This window comes from Pseudomonas sp. YY-1, assembly GCF_002843095.1.
Lineage (GTDB): Bacteria > Pseudomonadota > Gammaproteobacteria > Pseudomonadales > Pseudomonadaceae > Aquipseudomonas > Aquipseudomonas sediminis_A.
Window position 1 is genome coordinate 269,318 of record NZ_PJLX01000006.1, and the last position, 23,802, is coordinate 293,119.

20 protein-coding genes are annotated in these 23,802 nt (G+C 60.1%); 18 read left to right on the plus strand and 2 right to left on the minus strand.

Annotated elements, in window-relative coordinates:
• Positions 1-116 precede the first annotated feature (116 nt).
• From glnE to CXP40_RS11380, 16 genes are all read left to right on the plus strand, one after another.
• A complete protein-coding gene (glnE, locus tag CXP40_RS11305) occupies positions 117-3,059 on the plus strand; it encodes a bifunctional [glutamate--ammonia ligase]-adenylyl-L-tyrosine phosphorylase/[glutamate--ammonia-ligase] adenylyltransferase (protein WP_106733773.1) in 2,943 nt (980 codons plus the stop codon).
• A 64-nt stretch (positions 3,060-3,123) separates the two neighbouring features.
• Positions 3,124-4,047 (plus strand): branched-chain amino acid transaminase, encoded by a 924-nt coding sequence (locus CXP40_RS11310; protein ID WP_106733774.1) that lies wholly within the window; start codon positions 3,124-3,126, stop codon positions 4,045-4,047.
• Between the two features lie 60 nt (positions 4,048-4,107).
• Positions 4,108-5,151: a lipopolysaccharide heptosyltransferase II gene (waaF, locus tag CXP40_RS11315; protein ID WP_106733775.1), complete on the plus strand. Its 1,044-nt coding sequence runs from the start codon at positions 4,108-4,110 to the stop codon at positions 5,149-5,151.
• Between the two features lies 1 nt (position 5,152).
• Positions 5,153-6,157 (plus strand): lipopolysaccharide heptosyltransferase RfaC, encoded by a 1,005-nt coding sequence (gene rfaC, locus CXP40_RS11320; RefSeq protein WP_106733776.1) that lies wholly within the window; start codon positions 5,153-5,155, stop codon positions 6,155-6,157.
• Positions 6,158-6,166: 9 nt separating this feature from the next.
• Positions 6,167-7,291 carry a glycosyltransferase family 4 protein gene (locus CXP40_RS11325; protein ID WP_106733777.1) on the plus strand — a complete coding sequence of 375 codons (1,125 nt, stop codon included), beginning with the start codon at positions 6,167-6,169 and terminating at the stop codon, positions 7,289-7,291.
• Positions 7,288-8,094 carry a lipopolysaccharide core heptose(I) kinase RfaP gene (rfaP, locus tag CXP40_RS11330; RefSeq protein ID WP_106733778.1) on the plus strand — a complete coding sequence of 269 codons (807 nt, stop codon included), beginning with the start codon at positions 7,288-7,290 and terminating at the stop codon, positions 8,092-8,094. Before CXP40_RS11325 ends, rfaP begins: the two co-directional genes overlap by 4 nt.
• Positions 8,095-9,060: a glycosyltransferase family 9 protein gene (locus tag CXP40_RS11335; protein ID WP_106733779.1), complete on the plus strand. Its 966-nt coding sequence runs from the start codon at positions 8,095-8,097 to the stop codon at positions 9,058-9,060. It abuts the gene before it with no gap.
• Positions 9,057-9,791 carry a lipopolysaccharide kinase InaA family protein gene (locus CXP40_RS11340; protein WP_106733780.1) on the plus strand — a complete coding sequence of 245 codons (735 nt, stop codon included), beginning with the start codon at positions 9,057-9,059 and terminating at the stop codon, positions 9,789-9,791. Before CXP40_RS11335 ends, CXP40_RS11340 begins: the two co-directional genes overlap by 4 nt.
• Positions 9,788-10,531 (plus strand): lipopolysaccharide kinase InaA family protein, encoded by a 744-nt coding sequence (locus CXP40_RS11345; protein WP_106733781.1) that lies wholly within the window; start codon positions 9,788-9,790, stop codon positions 10,529-10,531. The genes CXP40_RS11340 and CXP40_RS11345 overlap by 4 nt, the downstream gene beginning before the upstream one ends.
• On the plus strand, positions 10,531-11,976 hold the full coding sequence (locus CXP40_RS11350; protein WP_106733782.1) for a lipopolysaccharide kinase InaA family protein: 1,446 nt from the start codon (positions 10,531-10,533) through the stop codon (positions 11,974-11,976). The genes CXP40_RS11345 and CXP40_RS11350 overlap by 1 nt, the downstream gene beginning before the upstream one ends.
• Before the next feature lie 11 nt (positions 11,977-11,987).
• The gene (locus CXP40_RS11355) at positions 11,988-13,742 is read left to right on the plus strand and encodes a carbamoyltransferase (RefSeq protein ID WP_106733783.1); all 1,755 of its coding nucleotides are present in this window, start codon (positions 11,988-11,990) and stop codon (positions 13,740-13,742) included.
• On the plus strand, positions 13,729-14,862 hold the full coding sequence (locus tag CXP40_RS11360; protein WP_106733784.1) for a glycosyltransferase: 1,134 nt from the start codon (positions 13,729-13,731) through the stop codon (positions 14,860-14,862). The genes CXP40_RS11355 and CXP40_RS11360 overlap by 14 nt, the downstream gene beginning before the upstream one ends.
• Entirely contained in the window at positions 14,859-15,893 is a 1,035-nt protein-coding gene (locus CXP40_RS11365; RefSeq protein ID WP_106733785.1) for a hypothetical protein, read from the plus strand. The genes CXP40_RS11360 and CXP40_RS11365 overlap by 4 nt, the downstream gene beginning before the upstream one ends.
• 112 nt (positions 15,894-16,005) lie before the next feature.
• Complete coding sequence (locus CXP40_RS11370) at positions 16,006-16,956, plus strand: glycosyltransferase (protein ID WP_106733786.1); 951 nt, start codon at positions 16,006-16,008, stop codon at positions 16,954-16,956.
• Between the two features lie 94 nt (positions 16,957-17,050).
• On the plus strand, positions 17,051-17,956 hold the full coding sequence (locus CXP40_RS11375) for a glycosyltransferase (RefSeq protein WP_305882000.1): 906 nt from the start codon (positions 17,051-17,053) through the stop codon (positions 17,954-17,956).
• 48 nt (positions 17,957-18,004) lie between these two features.
• Positions 18,005-19,192, plus strand: a complete 1,188-nt coding sequence (locus CXP40_RS11380; protein ID WP_106733787.1) for an O-antigen ligase — start codon at positions 18,005-18,007, stop codon at positions 19,190-19,192.
• Here CXP40_RS11380 and CXP40_RS11385 read toward each other — a convergent pair.
• Both CXP40_RS11385 and CXP40_RS23975 read right to left on the minus strand, forming a co-directional pair.
• A complete protein-coding gene (locus tag CXP40_RS11385) occupies positions 19,189-19,788 on the minus strand; it encodes a lipopolysaccharide kinase InaA family protein (protein ID WP_106733807.1) in 600 nt (199 codons plus the stop codon). The two genes, CXP40_RS11380 and CXP40_RS11385, sit on opposite strands and share 4 nt — an antisense overlap.
• A 164-nt stretch (positions 19,789-19,952) precedes the next feature.
• Complete coding sequence (locus CXP40_RS23975) at positions 19,953-20,390, minus strand: hypothetical protein (protein WP_256579279.1); 438 nt, start codon at positions 20,388-20,390, stop codon at positions 19,953-19,955.
• 683 nt (positions 20,391-21,073) lie between these two features.
• Between CXP40_RS23975 and msbA the strand changes: the two genes are divergently transcribed.
• Together msbA and CXP40_RS11400 are read left to right on the plus strand one after the other, a co-directional pair.
• Entirely contained in the window at positions 21,074-22,903 is a 1,830-nt protein-coding gene (gene msbA / locus CXP40_RS11395; RefSeq protein WP_106733788.1) for a lipid A export permease/ATP-binding protein MsbA, read from the plus strand.
• Complete coding sequence (locus tag CXP40_RS11400) at positions 22,903-23,799, plus strand: GNAT family N-acetyltransferase (RefSeq protein ID WP_106733789.1); 897 nt, start codon at positions 22,903-22,905, stop codon at positions 23,797-23,799. The genes msbA and CXP40_RS11400 overlap by 1 nt, the downstream gene beginning before the upstream one ends.
• Positions 23,800-23,802: the final 3 nt, after the last annotated feature.

A 23,802-nucleotide genomic window follows, 5' to 3' on the forward strand; every position in this document is an offset into this window, starting at 1 on the left:
ACAATTCTTTCGTAGTAAAACTACAATCCGCGGCACTGCCGGCCGCATGTGCCCCGCAGGAGCGGGGCTCCGGGCGTTCGCGCCGTGCGTCCGGCAGTCCGCCAAAAGGATAGACCATGAGCCTGCCGTTGCTGGTCGAGTTGCCCCCTTCTCTGATCCCCCTGGCCGAGCGAGCCGAGCAGTCGCTGCACGCTGCGTTTACCGAGCATGAGGGGCTGGCTGCTCGCGTTGCAGCTTGGCCGCAGGAGCGACGCGATGCCTGGCGGCAGGTGTCGGCCTTGAGCGACTTCGTTGCCGAGCAGGCTCAGCGTGACCCGCAGATGTTCGTGGCGTTGGCCGAATCAGGTGAGTTGGAGCGCAGCCTGGCGCCAGGCGAACTGCGTCAGCAGTTGGAGGCGCAATTGGCCGAATGTGGCGACGAAGATGCGCTGGGGCGTTGTCTGCGGCGTTTTCGTAATCGCCAGCAGTTGCGCATCATCTGGCGCGATTTCAGTCGCCAGGCGGCGCTGGCGGAGACCTGCCGCGACCTCTCCGATCTTGCCGATGCCTGCATCGATCTTGCCTATCACTGGCTCTATCCGCGCCACTGCACGCAGTTCGGCACGCCGGTCGGGCGACGCACCGGTCAGGCGCAGCACATGGTCATCCTCGGCATGGGCAAGCTCGGCGCGCATGAGCTCAACCTGTCTTCGGATATCGACCTGATCTTCGGCTATCCCGAAGGCGGTGAGACCGAGGGCGTCAAGCGCCCGCTGGATAACCAGGAATTCTTCATTCGTCTGGGGCAGAAGCTGATCAAGGCGCTGGATGCGATCACCGTCGACGGTTTCGTCTTTCGCACCGACATGCGCTTGCGCCCCTATGGCTCCAGCGGTGCGCTGGTATTCAGCTTCAATGCACTGGAGCAGTACTACCAGGACCAAGGGCGCGACTGGGAGCGCTACGCGATGATCAAGGCGCGCGTAGTGGGGGGCGATCAGAAGGCGGGTTCCGAGTTGCTGGAAATGCTGCGGCCCTTCGTCTATCGCCGTTATCTGGACTTTTCCGCCATCGAAGCGCTGCGCGCGATGAAGCTGCTGATCCAGCAGGAGGTGCGGCGCAAGGGCATGAGCGAGAACATCAAGCTCGGTGCCGGCGGTATCCGTGAGATCGAGTTCATCGCTCAGGCCTTCCAGCTGATCCACGGTGGGCGCGACCTCAGTCTGCAGCAGCGCCCGCTGCTCAAGGTGCTGGGTACGCTGGAGGGGCAGGGCTACCTGCCTCCGGCAGTGGTTGCGGAGATGAAGGAAGGTTATGAGTTTCTGCGTTATACCGAGCATGCCCTGCAAGGCATCGGTGACCGGCAGACGCAGATGCTGCCGGCCGATGCGCAGGATCAGGCGCGGGTGGCGGTGATCATGGGCTTCGCCGATTGGGCGAGCTTTCACGAGCGCCTGATGCATTGGCGTGGCCGCATCGAATGGCACTTCCAGCAAGTGATCGCCGATCCTGATGAAGACGAATCGGATGCTGGCGAGGCCAGCGTCGGCGCCGAGTGGCTGCCGCTGTGGCAGGGTGCGCTGGACGAAGAGGCGGCTGCGCAGCAACTGCTGGAGGCCGGCTTCGTAGACGCCGTGGCGGCTTGTCGGCGGCTCGCCGATTTGCGCAACGGCCCACAGGTGCGCGCCATGCAGCGTCTGGGGCGTGAGCGTCTGGATGCGTTTATTCCGCGCCTGCTGGCGCAGACCGTCGAGCACGACAAGCCGGATCTGGTGCTGGAGCGGGTACTGCCGCTGGTGGAAAAGGTCGCACGGCGTTCGGCCTATCTGGTGCTTTTGAGCGAAAACCCGGGGGCGCTGGAGCGGCTGATCAGTCTTTGCGCAGGTAGCCCGTGGATCGCCGAGCAGATTGCCCGCTATCCACTGTTGCTCGACGAGCTGCTCAACGAGGGGCGGCTATATTCGCCGCCGCTGGCGCCGGAGCTGGCGGTCGAGCTGCGCGAGCGGCTGATCCGTATTCCCGAGGAAGACCTGGAGCAGCAGATGGAGGCGCTGCGTCACTTCAAGCTGGCTCACAGCCTGCGCGTGGCCGCATCAGAAATCGCCGGCACGCTGCCCTTGATGAAGGTGTCGGACTATCTGACCTGGCTGGCCGAGGCGATTCTCGATCAGGTGCTGGCGCTGGCCTGGCAGCATACGGTGCAGCGCCATGGCCGTCCTTATCGTGCCGATGGCACGCCGTGCGATCCGGATTTCATCATTGTCGGTTACGGCAAGGTAGGCGGCCTGGAGTTCGGCCATGGCTCGGACCTGGATCTGGTGTTCATCCATGACGGTGACCCGCAGGCCGAAACCGATGGTGCCAAGCCCATCGACGGTGCGCAGTTCTTTACCCGCCTGGGCCAGCGCATCATTCACCTGCTGACCACCCAGACCACCTCTGGTGCGTTGTATGAGGTCGACATGCGCCTGCGACCATCGGGCGCAGCCGGGCTGCTGGTCAGCTCGCTGGGCGCCTTTAAGCGCTATCAGGAAACCGAGGCCTGGACCTGGGAACATCAGGCACTGGTGCGTGCGCGGGTGCTGGTGGGGTGTTCGCGCCTGGCTGGCGAATTCGCTCGCGTGCGCGCCGAGGTGCTCGGTCGCCAGCGCGATATCGAGGCGCTGCGTGTCGAGGTCAGCGAGATGCGCGCGAAGATGCGTGACAACCTTGGCAACAAAAATACCGCAGCCGGTACGGCGCCGAATGCCTTCGAGGCCACGTCCTCCTTCGATCTGAAGCAGGATGCCGGTGGTATCGTCGATATCGAATTTATGGTGCAATACGCGGCTCTGGCCTGGTCGTGGCAACACCCGCAGCTACTCGAGTTCACCGATAACATCCGCATTCTGGAAGGTCTGGAGCGGGTGGGTTTGATGGGCGCCGAGGATGCCGCCTTGCTGCGCGAGGTCTACAAGATCTATCGCTCGGCCGCTCATCGCCAGGCGCTGCAGAAGCAGCCTGGAGTGGTGCCGGGGGATCAGTTCCAGGATGAGCGCCGCGCTGTGATGCGCCTGTGGCGTGAACTGGGGCTGAGTTGAATGACGGGGGCTGCGGCCCCACCTAATTGTTCGAACCGTGAAGCGAATTTGAGGAGCAGGCAAGATGTCGATGTCCGACCGTGATGGCGTGATCTGGTACGACGGCAAACTGGTGCCGTGGCGCGAAGCCAACACCCATGTGCTGACCCACACCCTGCACTACGGCATGGGCGTGTTCGAAGGCGTACGCGCCTACAACACCCCGGACGGCACTGCGATCTTCCGTCTGCAGGCGCACACCGACCGTCTGTTCGACTCCGCGCACATCTTTAACATGCAGATCCCTTTCACCAAGGAAGAGATCAACGAAGCCCAGCGCGCCGCCGTGCGTGAGAACGGCCTGGAAAGCGCCTACCTGCGCCCGATGGTGTTCTTCGGTAGCGAAGGCATGGGCCTGCGCGCCGCAGGCCTGAAAGTGCACGTGATCGTCGCTGCCTGGCATTGGGGCGCGTACATGGGCGAGGAAGCGCTGGAGGCCGGCATCAAGGTGCGCACCAGCTCCTACACCCGCCACCACGTCAACATCGCCATGACCCGTGCCAAGGCCAACGGCAACTACATCAACTCGATGCTGGCCCTGCAGGAAGCCATATCCGGTGGCGCCGACGAAGCAATGCTGCTGGATCCGGAAGGCTACGTGGCCGAAGGTTCGGGCGAGAACATCTTCCTGGTCAAGGACGGCGTGGTGTACACCCCGGAAGTGACCTCCTGCCTCAACGGCATCACCCGCAGCACCATCCTGACCCTGGCTGAAGAGCATGGCATCAAGGTGGTCGAGAAGCGCATCACCCGCGATGAGGTGTACATCGCCGACGAGGCTTTCTTCACCGGTACTGCCGCTGAAGTCACGCCGATTCGTGAAGTCGATGGTCGCAAGATTGGTGCCGGCCGCCGTGGCCCGGTTACCGAGAAGCTGCAGAAAGCTTACTTCGATCTGGTCACCGGCAAGACCAGTGGCCACTCCGAATGGCGTACGCTGGTCAAATAAGCGATTCCTCGAAGGCTCGACGGGGAGGCGAAAGCCTCCCCGGTCGTTTCTGGAAAGAATATGAAGATACTTATCGTTGGGCCTAGCTGGGTAGGCGACATGGTGATGGCGCAGACGCTGTTCCAGTGTCTGAAACAGCGTCACCCCGAGTGCGAGATCGACGTGCTGGCGCCGGACTGGAGCCGGCCGATCCTCGAGCGTATGCCCGAGGTGCGCGCCGCGCTGAGCCTGCCGCTGGGCCACGGCGTGCTCGACCTGGCCACGCGTCGGCGCATAGGCAAGTCGCTGGTCGGTCAGTACGACCAGGCGATCCTCTTGCCTAACTCGCTCAAGTCCGCCTTGGTGCCCTGGTTCGCCGGCATCCCCAAGCGCACCGGCTGGAAGGGCGAGATGCGTTATGGTCTGCTCAACGATATCCGCACGCTGGATAAAGACCGCTATCCGTTGATGATCGAGCGCTTCATGGCGCTGGCCTATGAGCCAGGTGCTGCGTTGCCGCAACCTTATCCACAGCCGCGTTTGCAGATCGATGAGTCCAGCCGTGCAGCGGCCCTGAGCAAGTTCGGTCTGCAGTTGGACCGCCCAGTGCTGGCGCTGTGCCCAGGTGCGGAGTTCGGTGAGGCCAAGCGTTGGCCGGCCGAACATTACGCCAAGGTGGCCGAGATCAAGATCCGCGAGGGTTGGCAGGTCTGGCTGTTTGGCTCGAAGAATGATCATGCCGGCGGCGAAGACATTCGCATGCGGCTGATTCCCGGCCTGCGCGAGGAAGTCAGCAACCTGTCCGGACAAACCAGCCTGGCCGAGGCCATCGACCTGATGTCGGCCGCCACTGCCGTGGTGTCCAACGACTCCGGCCTGATGCATGTGGCGGCGGCGCTGAACCGCCCGCTGGTGGCGGTCTACGGCTCCACCTCGCCAGGTTTCACCCCGCCGCTGGCCGATCGCGTCGAGATCGTTCGCCTGGGGTTGGAGTGCAGTCCCTGCTTTGATCGAACCTGTCGTTTTGGTCACTACAACTGCCTGCGTGAACTCAAGCCGCGCCCGGTGATCGAGGCGCTGGATCGGCTGGTCGGCGAAACCTCGACCTTGGTCGAGGGCGACTGATTTGCGGGTTCTGATCATCAAGACCTCATCGCTGGGCGACGTGGTGCATACCCTGCCGGCATTGACCGACGCGGCGCGTGCTATTCCCGGCATTCGTTTCGATTGGGTGGTGGAAGAAGGCTTCGCCGAAATTCCGGCCTGGCATCCGGCGGTGTCCCAGGTGATTCCGGTGGCCATTCGCCGCTGGCGCAAGCATCCGCTGCGCACCTGGAGTAGCGGTGAATGGGCGCGTTTCAAGCAGCGCCTACGGGAAACCCGCTACGATCTGGTGATCGATGCCCAGGGCCTGCTCAAGAGTGCCTGGCTGACGCGTTATGTGTCGGCTCCGGTGGCGGGGCTGGATCGTGATTCGGCACGTGAGCCGCTGGCCAGTCGTTTCTACGACCGCCGTTACGCGGTAGCCAAGGATCAGCATGCGCTGGAGCGTGTGCGCCAGCTGTTCGCCAAGGCGCTCGGTTACACGCTGCCGTCCGGCACCGGTGACTACGGTCTTAACCGTGCGGCGATGATGGATGCCGCCGCGCAGCCGTACTTGGTGTTCCTGCATGGCACCACCTGGGCCAGTAAGCACTGGCCCGAAGCCGATTGGCGTGCGCTGGCCGAGCGCATGGACGAGCTGGGCTGGGCCGTGCGCCTGCCCTGGGGCAACGAGACGGAGAAGGCGCGTGCCGAACGCATCGCCGCCGGTCTCACGCATGCCGCCGTGCTACCTAAGCTGAATCTTGCCGGCGTGGCCAAGGTGATCGCCGGTGCCAGCGCCTGCGTCTCCGTCGACACCGGCCTCGGCCACCTGGCCGCTGCGCTGGATGTGCCCAATATTTCGCTGTATGGCCCGACGTTGCCCGGCAAGGTGGGCGCCTATGGCCGTAGCCAGATTCACCTGTGCGCCAGTGGTCCGGGCGCCGGCAGCGGTGACCGTGACAAGCCTTGCTTCGATGGCCTCGGCGCCGAGCGCGTTGGCCTGGAACTGGAGGCGCTGCTGCTCGTGCCTCCCGGCACCCTTTAAGGAGCGGCTATGCAACTGGCCTTCGTTCTCTACAAATATTTCCCCTTCGGCGGGCTGCAGCGCGACTTCCTGCGTATTGCCCTGGAATGCCAGGCACGTGGCCATGCCATTCGCGTCTACACGCCAATCTGGGAAGGGGAAAACCCCGGCGGCTTCGATGTGCGCGTGGCACCGGTGCGTGCGCTGTTCAACCATCGCCGCAACGAGAAATTCAGCGCCTGGCTGCAGGCTGACCTGAAGCGCGACCCGGTCGACCGGGTGATCGGCTTCAACAAGATGCCGGGCCTGGATGTTTATTACGCTGCCGACGGCTGTTTCGAGGACAAGGCGCAGACCCTGCGTAACCCGATCTATCGTCGCTGGGGCCGCTACAAGCACTTCGCCGAGTACGAGCGCGCTGTGTTCGCGCCGGAGTCGAAGACCGAGATCCTGATGATCTCCGAGGTGCAGCAGCCGCTGTTCGTCAAACACTACAAAACCCCGCTGCAGCGCTTCCATCTGCTGCCGCCGGGCATCGCCCAGGATCGTCGTGCCCCGGCCAATGCCGCCGACATTCGCGCCGAGTTCCGTCGCGAGTTCAAGCTGGCTGACAACGACCTGCTGCTGGTGCAGATTGGTTCCGGCTTCAAGACCAAGGGTCTGGATCGCAGTCTCAAGGCGCTGGCCGCGTTGCCACGCGAGCTGCGCAAGCGTACGCGGCTGATCGCCATCGGCCAGGACGATCCCAAGCCCTTCCTGCTGCAGATCAAGGCGCTGGGTTTGTCCGATCAGGTGCAGATCCTCAAGGGCCGCAGCGACATCCCGCGTTTTCTGCTCGGCGCTGACCTGCTGATCCATCCGGCCTACAACGAGAACACCGGCACCGTGCTGCTGGAGGCTCTGGTGTCCGGCCTGCCCGTGCTGGTCACCGATGTCTGCGGCTACGCGCATTACATCGCCGAGGCCGACTGCGGTCGTGTGCTGCCCAGCCCCTTCGAGCAGGAACAGCTCAATCGTACCTTGGCCGACATGCTGGCCGATCCGAAGCAGCGCGGCTTCTGGGGTCGTAACGGCCTGGCCTATGCCGACAGCGCTGACCTGTACTCGATGCCGAAGAAGGCCGCTGATGTGATCCTCGCGGAGAGACGCGCGTGAAGCTGACTCTTGCCGAACCCTTCAAGAGCCTGTGGGCGGGTCGCGATGCTTTCGATGCCGTCGAAGCGCTGCAGGGCCAGGTCTACCGCGAGCTGGAAGGCCGCCGCACCCTGCGCACCGAAGTCGATGGGCGCGGTTACTTCGTCAAGATCCACCGTGGCATTGGCTGGGGCGAGATCGTCAAGAACCTGCTCACGGCCAAGGCTCCGGTGCTCGGTGCTGCGCAGGAGTGGCTGGCGATCCAGCGCCTGACCAAAGCTGGGGTGCCGACCATGACCGCTGTTGCCTACGGCGAGCGCGGCAGTAACCCGGCGAGCCAGCACTCGTTCATCGTCACCGAAGAGCTGGCTCCTACCGTCGATCTGGAACAACTCAGCCTCAACTGGGCGCAGCAACCACCCAAGCCGGCGCTCAAGTGGGCGCTGATCGAGCGAGTCGCGCGGATGACCGGCGCCATGCACCACGCCGGGGTCAATCATCGCGACTGCTACATCTGCCACTTCCTGCTGCATACCGACCGGCCGATCCAGGCCAACGATTTGCGCCTGTCGGTGATCGACCTGCACCGTGCGCAGGTGCGTGCGGCCGTGCCTCGTCGCTGGCGCGACAAGGATCTGGCTGCGCTGTATTTTTCGGCGCTGGATATCGGTCTGACTCGCCGCGACAAGCTGCGCTTTCTGTGCACCTACTTCCAGCGCCCGCTGCGCCAGGTGCTGAGCGAGGAAGCGACCTTGGTCACTTGGCTGGAGCGCAAGGCAGCGAAACTGTATGAGCGTAAGCAGCGTTATGGAGATCGACTGTAGATGTCGGAGAGCAAGACACTGATCGCCCCGGGTTTGAAGGTCGCGCTTGTGCCGTGCCCGGCGCTCGGAGACACCACTTTGTTCATACGCCTTGCCTGGCGCTTGCTGGCTGCCGGTGCACGGGTCTCCCTGGCTTCCGCTTCGCTGGCCTCGATACGCGAGTATTTGCCAGGTCTGGAGGTCGTGGGTGGCAAGCCCGATGTGGTTGCTCTGGCAGCGTGCAACGATCTGGTGATCTGCGCTATCGACTGGCAGGTCGATGTCCCGCTGAGCAACGTAGCCTACTTGGCTGGCAAGAAACTTCCGCGTGGGTTCAAGCCCGAGCAACAGCCTGTTTTATTGCAAGGGCGCAAGATTGCGGGGGCGCACAATGTCATCTGTCGCGATCCCAAGGCTGGCAAGAGCATGGTGCAGTGGATAGATCTGTATGCCGAGGAAATACTGGAGCTTGACCTGGCTCAGCCTGTTGTAGGTCTGCAGGCGATGCCTGCCCAACCCGCAGATGCGGAGCGACGCATCGCTATCTTTCCCACGACGCCGCATGCCAGCAAGAACTTTTCATGCTCTGGATTTCGCCGTTTGGCACGTCGCCTGGTCGCCAGGGGGTGGCTGGTCGAGTTCGTCGGCATTCCCTCTGAGCAGCAGATGTTGAGTGCTGCATACCCAGGCTACAGCGTGCACGCATTCAATGATCTGAAAGGGCTTGTCGATTTTCTGAGTACCTGCTCCGTCGTCATCAGTAATGATTCGGGAGGCGGCCACCTTGGTTCGCTCATGGGGTTGCGCACGTTCACCATTACCCGCCGTCGTAGCGATTTCACCTGGCGCCCAGGCTTTAACGAACTCAATAGCGTCATCAATCCGATGCTGAGCTTCAAGTGGTTAGGCAAAACGGTGTGGCGTCCGTTTATTCCGCTGCGCCGGATCGTGCAAGCCTTGCCAAGTTGGAAAGGTAAACAGGCATGACGGCCTGGAGACACGATCTGCAGGATCCGCAGTTGATCGCGGCGTTCGGTACGCTCGAGGCCGTATTCGCCCTCAAGGGGGAGCGCCTGACCAAGGACCCATTGTCCGAAGTGATTCGTGTCGAGCTTCTGGGCGTACGTTATTACGTCAAGCGCTACTGGGGCGCCGGCAAGGGTTTGCGGCGTTATCTGGGGCGTCCCAGGGTCAAGGCCGAATGGCAGAACCTCAAGTTGTTTGCCAAGTGGGGTATCCCCACTGCGCCCATCGTCGCCCACGGTCTCGAGCGAAGGGGGGGCGCGTTCGTACGGGGTGCGCTGGTGACTCGTGAACTCGAAGGGACGCTCGACTTGGCGGAGATGGCAAATCGACGTGACCCTCGTTTGGCTGATGCAAAGTGGGTTGCGCGTATCAGTCAGCAGCTAGCCGACGGAACCCGTGCGCTGCACGACCATCACTTCACTCACAATGATTTGAAGTGGCGCAATCTGCTGGTCAACGAGAAAGCCGAGCTGTTCTTTATTGATTGTCCGACCGGCAGTTTCTGGTGGGGGCCGTTACTGCGCTATCGGATCGTCAAGGATCTGGCCTGTCTCGACAAGGTCGCCAAGTACCATCTGTCGCGCACGCAGCGGCTGCGTTTTTACCTGCAATATCGCCAGCGCAGTCGACTGAGTCGCGGCGACAAGCAGCGTATTCTGCAAATTCTGAAGTTCTTCGAGGGGCGCGAATGAACGACTTCGTTGCAATGGAGGATCGGGCGCTGCTCGAACGTCACGGTCTGGCCAGTTTCGATGCGCTGTGGGCGCTGAAGCTGGAGGCGGTGGACGAGCCCAATACCGAGCGTGGCGGCTGGAGCAGTGTGTATCGTCTTGAGCTGGACGATCGCGCGTTCTATCTTAAGCGCCAAAGCAACCATCTGACGCGTAGCCTGCTGCATCCCTTCGGTGAGCCGACCTTCGCCCGCGAGTTTCGCAATATCCGCCGTTATGCCGAGCTGAACATACCGGCGCTGCAGGCTGCTTTTTTTTCTGAGCGTCGAGTTCCGGGCGAGCGGCGTGCCGTTCTACTGACCCGTGCATTGGACGGCTGGCAGGATCTGGATAGTTGGCTGCCTTGCTGGAACGAACTCGATGCGCTGCGTCGCGGTGGCATCCTGCGCGCCTGTGGCGAACTGGCGCGACGTCTGCATCAGGCCGGGCAGATACACGGTTGTTTTTATCCCAAGCACATCTTCCTGCGTGAGCAGGGTGCTGGCGTCGAGGCGCAACTGATCGACCTGGAGAAGACCCGGCCGCTGCTGCTGGGGCGGCGTGATCGGATCAAGGATCTGGAGCCGCTGCTGCGCCGCGCCAGGGTCTGGAGCGAAGCCGAAGTCCGCGAATTACTGACAGCCTACCTGGGCGCCGTGACCGAGGTTGACGCCTGGTGGCACCTGCTCGGTGCTCGTCAGCGTCACAAGGAGGCGCGCTGATGCGCTTGAGTGAACTGGCCGAGGCTGGGCGCAGCCCCGAGCTGCCGCTGACGCTGCAGATTAACGGTGAGCCGCTGCTACTGGAGCGTGTGCTGCGTGTGTTGCCTGGGCAGCGTTATGTCGCACAGGCCCATTGGCAGGGACGTCCGGTAGTGGCCAAGTTGCTGGTAGGCAGCAAGGCGCAGCGGCATTTCCTGCGTGAGCTGGAAGGTGCCGAACTGATGGCTCGGCAAGGACTGGTCACGCCTGAATTGTTGGTGCAGGGTTTTACTGACGGGCAGGGTGGCTGGCTACTGTTTGACTATCTGGACGGTGCGCATAGCCTCTGGGAGGCCTGGCGCCAGGCAGCTCGCGAGCCGTTGCTGAGTGATGCGCAGCAGACGGTATTGGCCGAGGCGCTGGGTGCGATTGGGCAAATGCATGCTCAGGGCCTGTGGCAGGCCGACCTGCATCTGGACAACCTGCTGCGGCATGAAGGTCGCGTGTATCTGATCGACGGCGGCGGCGTGCGCTGGGAGACGCCAGGGCAGCCGCTGTCACGCGCGCGCGTGCTGGAAAACCTCGGCGTGTTCTTCGCTCAACTGCCGGCCGAGCTGGATCCCTTTCTCGAAGAGCTGCTGATCCACTACCTGCTGGCCAACGGTGAGCATGCGTTGCCGCTGGAGATACTCCGGGCCGAAATAGCCAAGGTGCGGCGTTGGCGTCTTCGTGATTACCTGAAGAAAATCGCACGCGATTGCAGCCTGTTCGCGGCGAGTATCGGCGCTTTCTGTCTGCGCGTGGTGCGTCGCGAGGCCGAGCCCGCGCTACAGCCGCTGCTGGCCGATCTGGACACTCGCATCGAGGCCGGGCACATCTACAAGACTGGCGGCGCCGCCACCGTGGCACGTGTCGAGGTGGACGGTCGGCCTCTGGTCGTCAAGCGTTACAACGTCAAGAACTGGCTGCACTGGCTCAAACGCTTCTGGCGGCCCAGCCGCGCCTGGCATAGCTGGCGCGAAGGCAATCGCCTGCTACTGCTCGGTTTGACCACGCCGACGCCGCTGGCGGTGATCGAACGACGCTGGTGTTGGCTGCGCGGTCGCGCCTACCTGATTACCGACTATTGTGGCGCTCAGGATATAATCGCGCGTTTCGAGGCATACCAGCAGGCAACGCCCCCGGAAACCGAGCTGCTGGCGCTGGATCGATTGTTCGCAGCGATGCTGCGTGAACGCATCAGCCACGGTGATTTCAAGGGGCACAATCTGTTCTGGGATGACGCGCAAGGCGCCTGGTCGCTGATCGACCTGGATGCCATGAGGCAGCATCACAGTACGCGCAGTTTCGCCCGGGCCTATGCCCGCGACCGCGCCCGTTTTCTGCGCAACTGGCCGGCGGATTCCGCTCTGCACCAGTTGCTCGACCAACGTTTACCGCAGGTGCCTGGCACCTGCCCGAATTAGAGGCTTTACCTGTGGCACTGACCATTCTCGGCCTGTCCGGCGCCCTCAGTCACGATCCGTCCGCCGCGCTGTATATCGACGGCAAGCTGATCGCGGCTGTGGAAGAGGAGCGCTTCGTACGCGACAAGCATGCGAAGAACCGCATGCCCTACGAGTCGGCCAAATTCTGCCTGGAGCAAGCCGGGATCAAACCCTCAGATGTCGACGTGGTAGCGATTCCCTTCGCCCCCATCAGCATCTTCGAGAAGGCCCGTTGGCAGTACGCCAAACGCTACGCCTACGCGCCGGATCGCGCTCTTGATGCGATCCTGTTCGGTAACCGCCGTTACAAGCGCTACAAGAAGCGTATCGAGTGGTGCCTGGTGCAACTCGGCTTCGACCTGAAGAAGGTCAAGATCGAGCCGGTCGAACACCACCTGGCGCACGCCTCCAGCGCCTATCACTGCTCGGGCTTCAAGGAGAAGACCGCGATCCTCGGCATCGACGGCAAGGGCGAGTACGCCACGACCTTCTTCGGCTATGGCGAGAACGGCAAGATCCACAAGATCAAGGAATTCTACGATCCGGATTCGCTCGGCGGCCTCTATGGTGCGATCACCGAGTACCTGGGTTTCGAGATGCTCGATGGCGAGTTCAAGGTCATGGGTATGGCGCCCTATGGCGATGCCGCCAAGTACGATTTCTCGCGTCTGGCCAAGTTCGAGAACGGCGAGCTGATCATCAACACCGAATACGCCAACGTCATCGGTTTCCGTCGCTACAAGGAAAACGGCAAGGGCTACTACTTCTCGCCCAAGCTGATCGAATGGCTCGGGCCGAAGCGTGAGGGCGACATCGCTGACGACCCTTACATCCATTACGCTGCCAGCATGCAGGCGCTGTTCGAGAAGCTGGCGCTGCAGATGATGGAGTACTACCTGGGCGACATCCTCAAGGAAACTGGCAAGATCGCCTTCGCTGGCGGCTGCGCGTTGAACGTCAAACTGAACCAGAAGATCATCGCCCGCGATGACGTCAAGGAGCTGTTCGTCCAGCCGGCTTCTGGCGATGCCGGCACCGCCGTCGGCGCTGCCGCCTACGTTTCGCACCAGCGTGGCGTGCCGGTGGAGAAGATGGAGCACGTCTACCTCGGCCCTTCGTACAGCAACGAAGACGTCATCGCTGCCTGCGCCAAGCACCCGAACCAGCCGGTGTTCAAACGTATCGACAACACGGCTGAGCGCATCGCAAAAATCATGGTCGACGGCAACCCGGTAGCCTGGTTCCAGGGCCGCATGGAGTTCGGCCCGCGCGCCTTGGGTGGCCGCTCGATCATCGGCTGCCCGAGTATTCCGGGCGTGGCCGACCGCATCAACGAGCAGATCAAGTTCCGTGAGCGCTGGAGACCCTTCTGCCCGTCCATGCTCGACACCGTGGCAGCGAAGATGCTCAAGGTGGATCACCCGAGCCCGTTCATGACCTTCACCTTCGAGGTGAACGAGGAGTGGAAGGAGCGCGTCAGCGAAGTGGTGCATGAAGACGGCACCTCGCGTGCCCAGGTGCTGGAGCGCCAGTACAATCCGCGCTGGTATGACCTGATGCTGGAGTTGGAGAAGCTCACCGGCAACGGTGTTTCGCTGAACACCTCGCTCAACCGCCGTGGCGAGCCGATGATCTGCTCGCCGACCGACGCGCTTAACATGTTCTACGGCTCGGATCTGCAGTACCTCATTATGGAAGATGTGCTCGTGGTCAAGGACGGCAAGGATTGGTATGACGGCGTCTGAGCAGGCTACTAGCCAATCGCAGCGCTGGGTTCTGCAGTTCTGCCATGGCTATGACGGCCCCTTTATGGATTGTGCACGGCAGTACGCCGTGCTGTTCAGGGATACGCCCTACAAGGTGTGTACGGTCTACCTGACCGGTAAACCAAGTGCCGAGGTCGAGCGTGGTTCGGCCTCGGATGAGGTGATCTTCCTCGATTACTCCAGCGCCCAGGTGCGCGGCCTGAAACTGGGTGCCATCCGCGATTTCCGCCGGATCGCCGCCTCGCGCGACTTCGCCCTGTGCATCGCGCACCGTTTCAAGCCGATCTACGTAGCGCTGCTGGGCAGCAACCTGCCGGTGATTGGCGTGCACCACGCCTTTGGCGACTACAAGCGCCGCTCTCGCCAGCTATTTGCCAACTTCTTTCGCAAGCGCCTGGCGCTGCTCGGCGTCTCCAATGCCGTGCGTGACGACATGCGCGCCTGTCTGCCTGACTGGCCGGCCGAGCGTATCGAGACGCTGTACAACCGTATCGATGTCGAGGCCGTGCAGGCCGAGCAGGTATCCCGCGAGGCTGCCCGTGAGCACCTGAGGCTGCCGCAGGAGGCCTGGGTGGTTGGCAACGTCGGCCGTCTGCATCCGGACAAGGATCAGGCCACGCTGATTCGCGGTTTCGCCCAGGCGTTGCCGCAACTGCCAATTGATAGCCTACTGGCGATCATGGGCAGTGGCCGCCTGGAGGCGCAGCTCAAGGTCTTGGCGGCTGAGTTGGGCATCAGCGAGTCGGTGCGTTTTCTCGGCCAGGTGCCGAGCGGACGGCGCTACTTCAAGGCATTCGATGTATTCGCCCTGACGTCCGATCACGAGCCGTTTGGCATGGTACTGCTGGAGGCGATGGTGGCAGGGGTCGCTGTGCTGGCAACGGAGTCTGGTGGTGCTCCGGAGGTGTTGGGGGTTGCCGAGGCCCTGTTCCCCCTTGGGGATGATGCAGTGCTGAGCGCTCGTCTGATCGAGGCATCCCGGTCCGGCTTTGCTCAGGATGGCGTGACCCAGGTTCAACGCTTTTTCACGGACGCGATTGCGTGTGTGCATTTCTGGTCGCTTCCCAGTGTGCGCCATCTCATTCAGGAGATGGCATGATGCCCGGTCGTGCACCCAGGCAGTTGGTTTATCTAGTCTATGGCGGGAAGCCTGAGTATCACCGGGAGGCCAAATACAGCATTCTCTCGGCTTACTATCACGCGCAGGGAAAGTGTCCCCGGATTCTGCTTTACACCGACGAGCCAGCCCAGTTCACTGACTGGCCGGTGGAGGTGATCGAACTCGATGCGGTCACATTGAAGGAGTGGACCGGGCCAGCGTCATACCTGCACCGGCGCAAGGCAGCGGCCATTCGCGATGCTTTGGCGTATGCCGATCAGAGCATATTCATCGATACCGATACCTTCTTCACGTCCTCGCCGTTGACGCTATTCGAACGCCTGGCGAACGCTCCTTGGCTAGTGGATGAGATCGAAGGTGTGTGGAAAGAGCACAAAGGCAAGGTGCTGCATGATGTGCTGGCGCCTCATCTGGCGGATCGCCATTGTGTGGATCAGAACATGTTGCTGATCAATTCCGGAGTTCTGGGATTCCAGGCGGATGCTTCTAAGATCATGGATAAGACACTGGCGTTGATCGACGAAATGCATCCGATGGCTCCTGACATTCATATCATCGAGCAGTTCGCCGTGGGCGTCGCGGCCAGGCATCTGGGGAGACCGGCTGAGTCTGTCGGTGTGCTCAAGCACTATTTCTCTGGCAAGAACTACTGGCGCCATATCATCGGCGCATTTTTCATGCAGCACGGAGAAAAGTTTTCGGACGAGTTGGTTCAGGCCTCTCATGAGGTTCCGCAGAGCAAGCCCAGGCCTGCTTGGTGGCATCGCCTGAACTTCAGGGTGCGAAGCCTGTTTCTACCTTCTCGGGTTCGTTCCCATGCCAAGCTGGCGTATTACGCGTCGGTTATGCATGCCGACGTCTATGCGGAGGCTTGTGGTCGTGGATATGCAGAAGAGTTGCGACGCAAAGCTATTCCTCAAGGCGCAAGTATAAGTGCGCAGCCGTGGAGCCGAGTATTGAGCAAGCAACATAGACAGCATCTGGCCCAACTGCTGGATATCTCGGAATAGGTACTTAGAGGTTCTTTGCCGAGTGGCTGATGGACCGGATGTGTTAAAGGGGGAGGCCGCATGAGCCGTTGGCCTCATCAAGGTTGTTAGCAGCTTTTTTCGAGGTGTGTCAGTGAACGTTCTTTTCCTGGTCCAGGCTGAGCAGCGAGCGATACTGGATCGGCTGTATGACGGTATCGCTGATGCGTGCAGTAGTTGCGACACTCGTTGGCTGAGCAGCGATGAGCAGGCCAACCTGAAGTGTTACTTCCGCGAGCATGTTGATGTTTCGAGGTATGACCGGATCCTTTTCTTTCTGCGGTTCAAGAAAGAAATGCGTCAATGGCGCTTCATTCGTACCCTGCCCAATGTGGTGATTCTGGAGCACGATGCCTACCAGAACTACATCCCTTGCAAGTACACAGGGAAGTTCAGCATTCACTATCGGCGTATGCCGTGGGTTCGCATCATCAGCTCGGGCGCCCAGGTCAGCAAGCGCCTGCGAGATGAAGGCTTCGATGCCTGTTTCGTGCCCAAGGGATACGACCAGGCCTTGCTCTCTTATCAAGGCCGAACGCGCGACATTGAGCTGGGCTTCGTCGGTAGTACCAAGAGCGTGGCGTACAGCGGTCGCAAGGAACTGCTCGAGGAGCTGGGTCGGCACGAGGATCTGCTCGTGACCAAGACTAAGTCCGGCGAGGAATATTGCGACACCCTGAACCGTATTCGCTTCTTCGTGAGTGCGGATGTAGGGATGGGCGAATACATGATCAAGAACTTCGAGGCCATGGCCTGTGGCTGCGTGCTGCTTGCCTATGATCACGGTGAACTGGAGAGCTCGGCCATCGGATTCGTCGACATGCAGAACGTCGTGCTGTTTCGAACGGTGGAACAGTTGCGGGAAAAACTGGCCCTGCTGCGATCGGATCCGGAACTGGCGCAGCGCATTGCGCAAGCCGGCCGCTCAATGGCAGAAGCGCAGTATGGTTTCAATCAGATCGGTCGCAAGATCGTCGAGGTGATGCAGCCTACGCTCAGGCCCGTTGAGCGACCAGCGGGTTGGTTGGCGTGGCTGGGCTTCTAGTTATTGTTTCCGTGACATCTTTGGCCCGTCGTGCAGTGCACGGCGGCTGTAGTGGTGATGACAATGTTCTTGAATAGGTTGATGGAGAGTGCAGGTGAGTGAATCAGATCAGTTGCCAGGCGACTGTGCAGAGCGAGATTTGCCACTCGTTTCGGTCATCATCGCTTCCTACAATCACGCACCTTATATCGAAGCCAGCATTCGCAGTGTGATGGGGCAGACCTATTCCAATTTCGAACTGCTGGTGGTCGACGATGGCTCCAGTGATGACAGTGTCGAGCGCATCGCTCGCCTTCAAGTGGAATATGGCTTTGATTTCCAGGCTCAACAAAACTGCGGTTTGAGCAGAACGCTCAATGCAGCGATTGTCAGGAGCAAAGGCAGCCTCATCGTGCCTTTTGGCTCTGACGATATCATGCGTCCCCAGCGCTTGGCTGTTCAGGTCGATTACATGCAGGGCAAGCCTGAAGTGGGCATCTGCTCGGCTAATATCGATATCATCGACGCTTCGGGAATGCCGTTGCCGGACAAGGAGCAGAAACAGCGTCGTCTGCCTTTTCGACGTCTGGATTTTGATGACCACTTTCTCGACCTTAAGCCGGGACCGCAGGCGGCTACTCTCATGTTCAGGCGTGAGGCTCTGGAGGTCGTGGGTGGCTTCAATCCGGATATTCGCCTGGAAGACGTGTACATCTGCCTCAGTATTCTCAAGGCAGGGTACGTGATCGATATTCTGCCGGACGTATTGGCGGATTACCGCAAGCACGAGAGCAACACGTATAAGCACTTGCGGTTCATGGTGGAGAACATGCAGAAGACATACGCTTTGTTCTCCGACCACCCCGCCTACGCGGATGTCAGATTGAAATACATGATTTCCATGTTTCTCAAGGCTTCAAGTCGTGACAAGGCCCTCGCGCGCGAGTTGCTGAGCGAGCTGCCAGTGCGCAAGTGGGACGCCAAGGTCATTCGTGGAATTTGGCGCTTACTGTTTTCTTAGTTGACGCTCAGATTGACAAGGCAGATTTTGCAGGTTGGATCTTCACGTATGTGGTGTGAATCGTTGTTCAAGGGATATGTTCGGTACTGGCTGCCGGTTGCGTTGGTATTACTTCTGACAGGAATGTTCTGGATCGGAGAGCGTTCGCTTTATCACAAGCTGTACTATTTGAGCTTCGCCTTGCCGACCCTCATCGTCGCGCTCGTTTGCTGGCGCCGATTCCTTTTTTTGCGGCATGCCCCTTTGTTCTGGCTGTTTGTCGCTTTTTCGGTGTACGTTGCACTCTCACTGGCCTGGTCTGCTGGCAGCGTTGACTACTCCAAGCTCAAGCATCCGCTATACATCTGCATGTTGCTTCTGGGGGTGGCCGCATTGGGCAATGTCGATATGCGGCGTCTGGTGCTTTCTGTCGGTATAGGCGGCGGTGTTGCAGCTCTCGCTGCACTAGTTAGTATCGTCATGTTTCTTAGCGAAAACCGGGAGTATGCGCGTCTAGAAGGCTACGGTGCCTTGTATAACCCGTTATTGACTTCACATGTATACGGTTTTTTTGCGACCCTCTGGCTGGGGGCGCTCATGAGTTCTGCGAGACAATGGCCACTGAAACTCATGATGCTGGTTCCCTTGGTCCTGCTGCTGTTTCTAACAGGTTCGCGGACACCCTTCATGGCCTTGTTCGCATGTGTTGTCTGGTTGCTGGTCATGGTCGCCGATAAGCGTGGGCTTTGGCTTGTGCTGGCATTAACTTGTATCGGTTTGACGGGGGTGTGGTTTTTCGGCGCAGACTTGCTGGACAGGGGGCTTTCCTATCGCCCGTTCATTTGGGCTGAGACGTGGAAGCAAATCATGCCGGCTCTCTGGCTTGGCCATGGTTATGACACAGGCATTGATATCGTACTGCCGGACGGTGCGAATACGTTACTGGCGGACCCCCATAATCTGACGTTGGGTGTCATATATCAGACCGGTTTAGTTGGGGGCGCACTTTGGCTGACCCTATACTCGTACAGCCTGCTCAGTGCTTGGCGCATGCGTGGGTCTGGTCTGGTGTTGATCAGCTCTACTCTGCTGGTCTACGGTTTTGTGGCCGGAATGACCGAGGGGGGCTCCTTCATGTCGAGGCCCAAGGAACACTGGTTCCTGATATGGATTCCTATCGCTATTCATCTAGCCGTGCTGTGCAAGGTGTCGAAAGCGCCTAAGGCTGCTACACCAGAGGTCACATCTGGCGCCTAGGGCGCCAGAACTTTTTCGCACAGGGCGTCGAATGGAAATCCTGTGATAAGGCCGTTATGTTTGAGGTAGCGCTCGAAATGGGCCAGGTTACGGCTTGCCTTGTTGTGCGACAGTGCGCGTGACTGGAATGCCAGGTCTGCGATGTCGATGAGACCGAGCGTGCCGCTGGGTGTCAAAACGATATTGCCCAGATGCATCGAGCGGAAGTAGATCCCTTTTCTGTGCAGGTTCCTGAAGAATCCGGCGAGCTGTTCGAGCAAGGCAGAATCCATTCCCTGCTCCTGTGCATAGACCGATTTCAGCGTCGTTCCAGCCAGTGCTCTGTAGCGAACGGCAGTCCATCCGGCGTTTGGGAGTCTGAAGAGCTGCAGCGGCGTAATCGTTGGGATATCAAGACGTTTAAGCTGCTCTGCATTCCGCCAGAAACGCACCGAGTAAGGGGTGAGCAAGGCAGAGGAAAGAAGACGTTTTCGCCTGAAGAGCTTCAGGTAGTCACCATTGTCGAACAGGTAGACCTTGGGTCCGTAGCTGTCTTCCTCAACACTCTGGGCATTGGCTACCAGTTGTTCAAAGTCCGTGTGCGACAAGGATTGCATGGATGGTATGGTCATATAGGCAGGGTGTGTATTTCAGTTCTTGCGCAGGGTAGAGTCATTCAGGGGAGCACTGCCCAGGGAGCGCAGCTTGCAGAGATGTTGAGTCAGATCGCGATGAAGTTAGCCTGTCAGAGTACGCAAAACAGGGTGGTTCAGCCACCGATTTAATGATTGCGTATTGAGCCTGTGACCCTTTCGTCGCTCGGCATTTTCAAGTGCTTTTCCCACCAGACGGTGGCGCAGGCACGGTCGAATTCGTTCGAGTAGCGATAGCAGGTGTAGAGTGACTCGCGTGGGAACTGACGTTGCTCTGCGGGTAGAGCTAGTGTGGCAATCTTCTGTAAGCCGCGTAATGGCTGCGGCGGACGAGGCAAGTGTGTCGTGACATTACGAATGTCGCCAAGTGCTTTGTCACTGATCAGGGAATGTTGGTGCTTCTCGTACCACGCGCTGATCTTGGCTCTGAACTGAGACTTGCTACTCCAATAGTGATGCAGCAGGTCTGGATACTGCTCCAGCTTGAGGTGTCCATGGGCTGCTACTGCGAGGCAGATTTCCTCGAGCGAGTAAATGTCGCGAGCCGCTGTATGCAGTTCATCCATTTATGTGTGCATCATCCGATTGTAGGCCTATCACGCCGGAGTTCGTCTGGCGCAGTGATGAGTCCAACAGGCTCTTTCCATGCAGGGCTGCTCTGAATGTTTCCGGGTGGTCGCTGCCGATAAGCGGCGAACCGATTTTGTTGCACAGTAACTGGCCGGATCTGATGCGTTCGAATAGCTTCTAGGGAGAGGCTTGGAAGAACGTATCGGTGTCCACGAGTACTGAGGTTCTGTATTCGCGTAGGACTTGCAACAGAGCTGCGTGTTTGATGCAGAAGCGGTAGTTGTTTGGGCCGCTCCGGTGTATTTTCTATGGGGGCCACTATCACCGGAAGGTCTGTATTGAGCTCAGGGCTATCGGTAAATACCCGGATATCCCAGTTGCGATTAGTGCTTCGGCTAAGAGATGAGGCGATGCTGAATATCGCTTCGCGCTGGTAAATTTCTGCACCAAAGGCTAGGTAGGTCAGTTGTTTTCGATGGTTCATATCGTTCTGCCTGGGGCGTCGGCTTGACGTCTCTGGCCTCTATCTTGGGTTGAAACATGTCGTGTTGGTTGCGCTTTGATGCTCGACTACACCATGCGCGTCAGCGGGAAACTTCCGTAGCGCATAGAGTTCTTGGCGTACTGGGCTGGTACAATCCGCCCCTTGCTAATCCTGCCAGTGCGTGAGGCGAGCCGAATGGCCAATTCCAACCAGCAATCCAGCATGAAGGTGTATCTGCGATTGCTGCGCTACGTGGTTCCATACTGGGGCCTTTTCACCATCAGTCTTTTGGGCTTCCTGATCTTCGCCTCAACCCAGCCGATGCTGGGCTACATCCTCAAGTATTTCGTCGATGGGCTGTCCAATCCCGAGGCTAGTCTCTTCGCTGGTGTGCCCTGGCTGTTGGAAAATGCTCCCTGGCTTGCGCACCTGAAGCTGCTGCAGGCCGTGCCATTGCTGATTGTGTTGATTGCATTGTGGCAGGGTATTGGCTCTTTCCTCGGCAATTACTACCTGGCCAAGGTCTCTATGGGGCTGGTGCAGGATCTGCGTATTGCACTGTTCAACAACCTGCTGACCCTGCCCAACCGCTACTTCGATAACCACAACTCCGGTCATCTGATCTCGCGTATCACTTACAACGTGACCATGGTCACCGGTGCAGCCACCGATGCGATCAAGGTTGTCGTTCGCGAGGGGATGACGGTGATCTTCCTGTTCGCCACTCTGCTGTGGATGAACTGGAAGTTGACGCTGGTGATGGTAGCGATTCTTCCGATCATCGGCCTGATGGTCACCAGTACCAGCAAGAAATTCCGTAAGCAGAGCAAAAAGATCCAGACCAGTATGGGTGATGTCACTCACGTCACGTCTGAAAGCATCCAAGGCTACCGTGTAGTGCGCAGCTTCGGTGGCGAAGACTATGAGAAGCAGCGCTTCTTCGACGCTAGTGAAGAGAACAAGAGCAAGCAGCTCAAGATGGTGCGCACCGGCGCTGTCTATACGCCTTCACTGCAGCTGGTGATCTACAGTGCCATGGCCGTGCTGATGTTTCTTGTCCTGTGGTTGCGCGGTGATGCCTCGGCGGGGGATCTGGTCGCCTACATCACTCTGGCGGGTCTACTACCCAAGCCGATCCGCCAACTGTCCGAGGTCAGTTCGACCATACAGAAAGGTGTGGCGGGTGCCGAGAGCATTTTCGAGCAGCTTGACGAGGAGCCGGAAGTCGACTGCGGCACTCAGGAGCGCGAGCGCATCAACGGCCGACTGGAAGTTAAGGCGCTGAGTTTCAGCTACCCCGGCTCGGAAAAACCCGTTCTGAACAATATTTCCTTCGTCGCTGAACCGGGTCAGATGGTGGCACTGGTCGGGCGTTCCGGTAGCGGCAAGTCGACCCTGGCCAACCTGATTCCGCGTTTCTATCACCATGAGCAGGGCAGCATCCTGCTCGATGGGGTGGATGTGGAGGATTACACCCTGCGCAACCTGCGCCGGCACATTGCTCTGGTCACCCAGCACGTCACCCTGTTCAACGACACGGTGCGTAATAACATCGCCTATGGCGATCTGGTCGGCGCTCCGCTCGAAGCCGTTCAGCAGGCGGCGGGCGATGCCTATGCCGCCGAGTTCATCGAGAAGATGCCGCAAGGCTATGACACCCTGGTTGGCGAGAACGGCGTGCTGCTGTCCGGTGGTCAGCGCCAGCGCCTGGCTATCGCCCGCGCGCTGCTCAAGGATGCGCCTGTGCTGATTCTCGACGAGGCCACCTCGGCGTTGGATACCGAATCCGAGCGACACATCCAGGCCGCCCTGGACCAGGTGATGCAGGGCCGTACCACGTTGGTGATCGCTCATCGCCTGACCACCATCGAAAAGGCCGACCTGATTCTGGTGATGGATCAGGGGCAGATCGTCGAGCGCGGCAGCCATGCCGAGTTGCTGGCACAGAACGGCTACTACGCGCGGCTGCATGCCAAGCAGTTCGAGGATGGCAGCCAGCCCGCTGCGGTCGAGCAGGACATCTGATGCTTAGCCGTCTGCAATTCTGGCGTGAGCGCGGCTGGACGCCGATTAGCGCCACCGATTATGCCGAGGCCTGGTCGCGTTTCGGCGGTAGCGTCGCCACCCACCCTGCAGTGGTGGCGCGTCTGGCTGATCTGGCTAGCATTCCCGTGCGCTACCTGGGTTGGTTGGTCGATGGCCAATTGAGCGCGGCGATGCCGACTTGGGGCCGATACTTGGCGCTGTCCAAGGATGTGCTGAAGCAGCAGGGGCGGCGTGGGCTCTTCGATCTGGGTAATGCCGAGATCATTCTGCCCATCGCCAACGGTCTGAAAGTGCCGGTGCAGCACTCCATGCGCTACGTTTCCGAGCTCAACGCCGCACAGGTCACCCCGCTGCGCGAGCAGCCCGAGGGGCTGGCATTGGCTCGCGAGCCCGAGCAATACAGCAAGAAATTTCGCTACAACCAGCGCCGCGAACAGCGCCTGCTGGAGGAGGCGGGCGGGGTGATCCGGCCGATGCTGGATCTGACGGCGCAGGAGCAGGCGCGCATCTACGCTGATCTGTTTCAGCGTCGCTGGGGCTTTGAGGCCACCGGCAAAGCGCATCTGGTCGAGGTGTTCAGCCGCCTGCGCGAGTTCATGACCGGCTCGCTGATCTATCTGAATGACGAACCCGTGGCGATCCAGGTGCTCTATCGGGTCGAGGCGCCGCAGTGGGTCAGCCTGGAGTACATCAACGGCGGCGTTGACCCGCAACAACGCGAGTTCAGCCCCGGCAGCGTGCTCAGCTTCGTCAACACGCAAAGCGAGTGGGAGCAGGCGCGGGCGCTGGGCAAACCACTGCGTTATTCGTTCGGTCGCGCCGACCGCGAATATAAGGATCGCTGGTGCAACCGGGTACCGGTCTATCAGGTGTGAGCG

What these genes read in the sequence shown, in the direction of transcription:
- glnE (WP_106733773.1), top strand. Translation starts at nt 117, where the DNA reads ATGAGCCTGCCGTTGCTGGTCGAGTTGCCCCCTTCTCTGATCCCCCTG.
- CXP40_RS11310 (WP_106733774.1), top strand. Translation starts at nt 3,124, where the DNA reads ATGTCGATGTCCGACCGTGATGGCGTGATCTGGTACGACGGCAAACTG.
- waaF (WP_106733775.1), top strand. Translation starts at nt 4,108, where the DNA reads ATGAAGATACTTATCGTTGGGCCTAGCTGGGTAGGCGACATGGTGATG.
- CXP40_RS11325 (WP_106733777.1), top strand. Translation starts at nt 6,167, where the DNA reads ATGCAACTGGCCTTCGTTCTCTACAAATATTTCCCCTTCGGCGGGCTG.
- CXP40_RS11335 (WP_106733779.1), top strand. Translation starts at nt 8,095, where the DNA reads ATGTCGGAGAGCAAGACACTGATCGCCCCGGGTTTGAAGGTCGCGCTT.
- CXP40_RS11340 (WP_106733780.1), top strand. Translation starts at nt 9,057, where the DNA reads ATGACGGCCTGGAGACACGATCTGCAGGATCCGCAGTTGATCGCGGCG.
- CXP40_RS11345 (WP_106733781.1), top strand. Translation starts at nt 9,788, where the DNA reads ATGAACGACTTCGTTGCAATGGAGGATCGGGCGCTGCTCGAACGTCAC.
- CXP40_RS11350 (WP_106733782.1), top strand. Translation starts at nt 10,531, where the DNA reads ATGCGCTTGAGTGAACTGGCCGAGGCTGGGCGCAGCCCCGAGCTGCCG.
- CXP40_RS11360 (WP_106733784.1), top strand. Translation starts at nt 13,729, where the DNA reads ATGACGGCGTCTGAGCAGGCTACTAGCCAATCGCAGCGCTGGGTTCTG.
- CXP40_RS11365 (WP_106733785.1), top strand. Translation starts at nt 14,859, where the DNA reads ATGATGCCCGGTCGTGCACCCAGGCAGTTGGTTTATCTAGTCTATGGC.
- CXP40_RS11380 (WP_106733787.1), top strand. Translation starts at nt 18,005, where the DNA reads ATGTGGTGTGAATCGTTGTTCAAGGGATATGTTCGGTACTGGCTGCCG.
- CXP40_RS11385 (WP_106733807.1), bottom strand. Translation starts at nt 19,788, where the DNA reads ATGCAATCCTTGTCGCACACGGACTTTGAACAACTGGTAGCCAATGCC.
- CXP40_RS23975 (WP_256579279.1), bottom strand. Translation starts at nt 20,390, where the DNA reads ATGGATGAACTGCATACAGCGGCTCGCGACATTTACTCGCTCGAGGAA.
- msbA (WP_106733788.1), top strand. Translation starts at nt 21,074, where the DNA reads ATGGCCAATTCCAACCAGCAATCCAGCATGAAGGTGTATCTGCGATTG.
- CXP40_RS11400 (WP_106733789.1), top strand. Translation starts at nt 22,903, where the DNA reads ATGCTTAGCCGTCTGCAATTCTGGCGTGAGCGCGGCTGGACGCCGATT.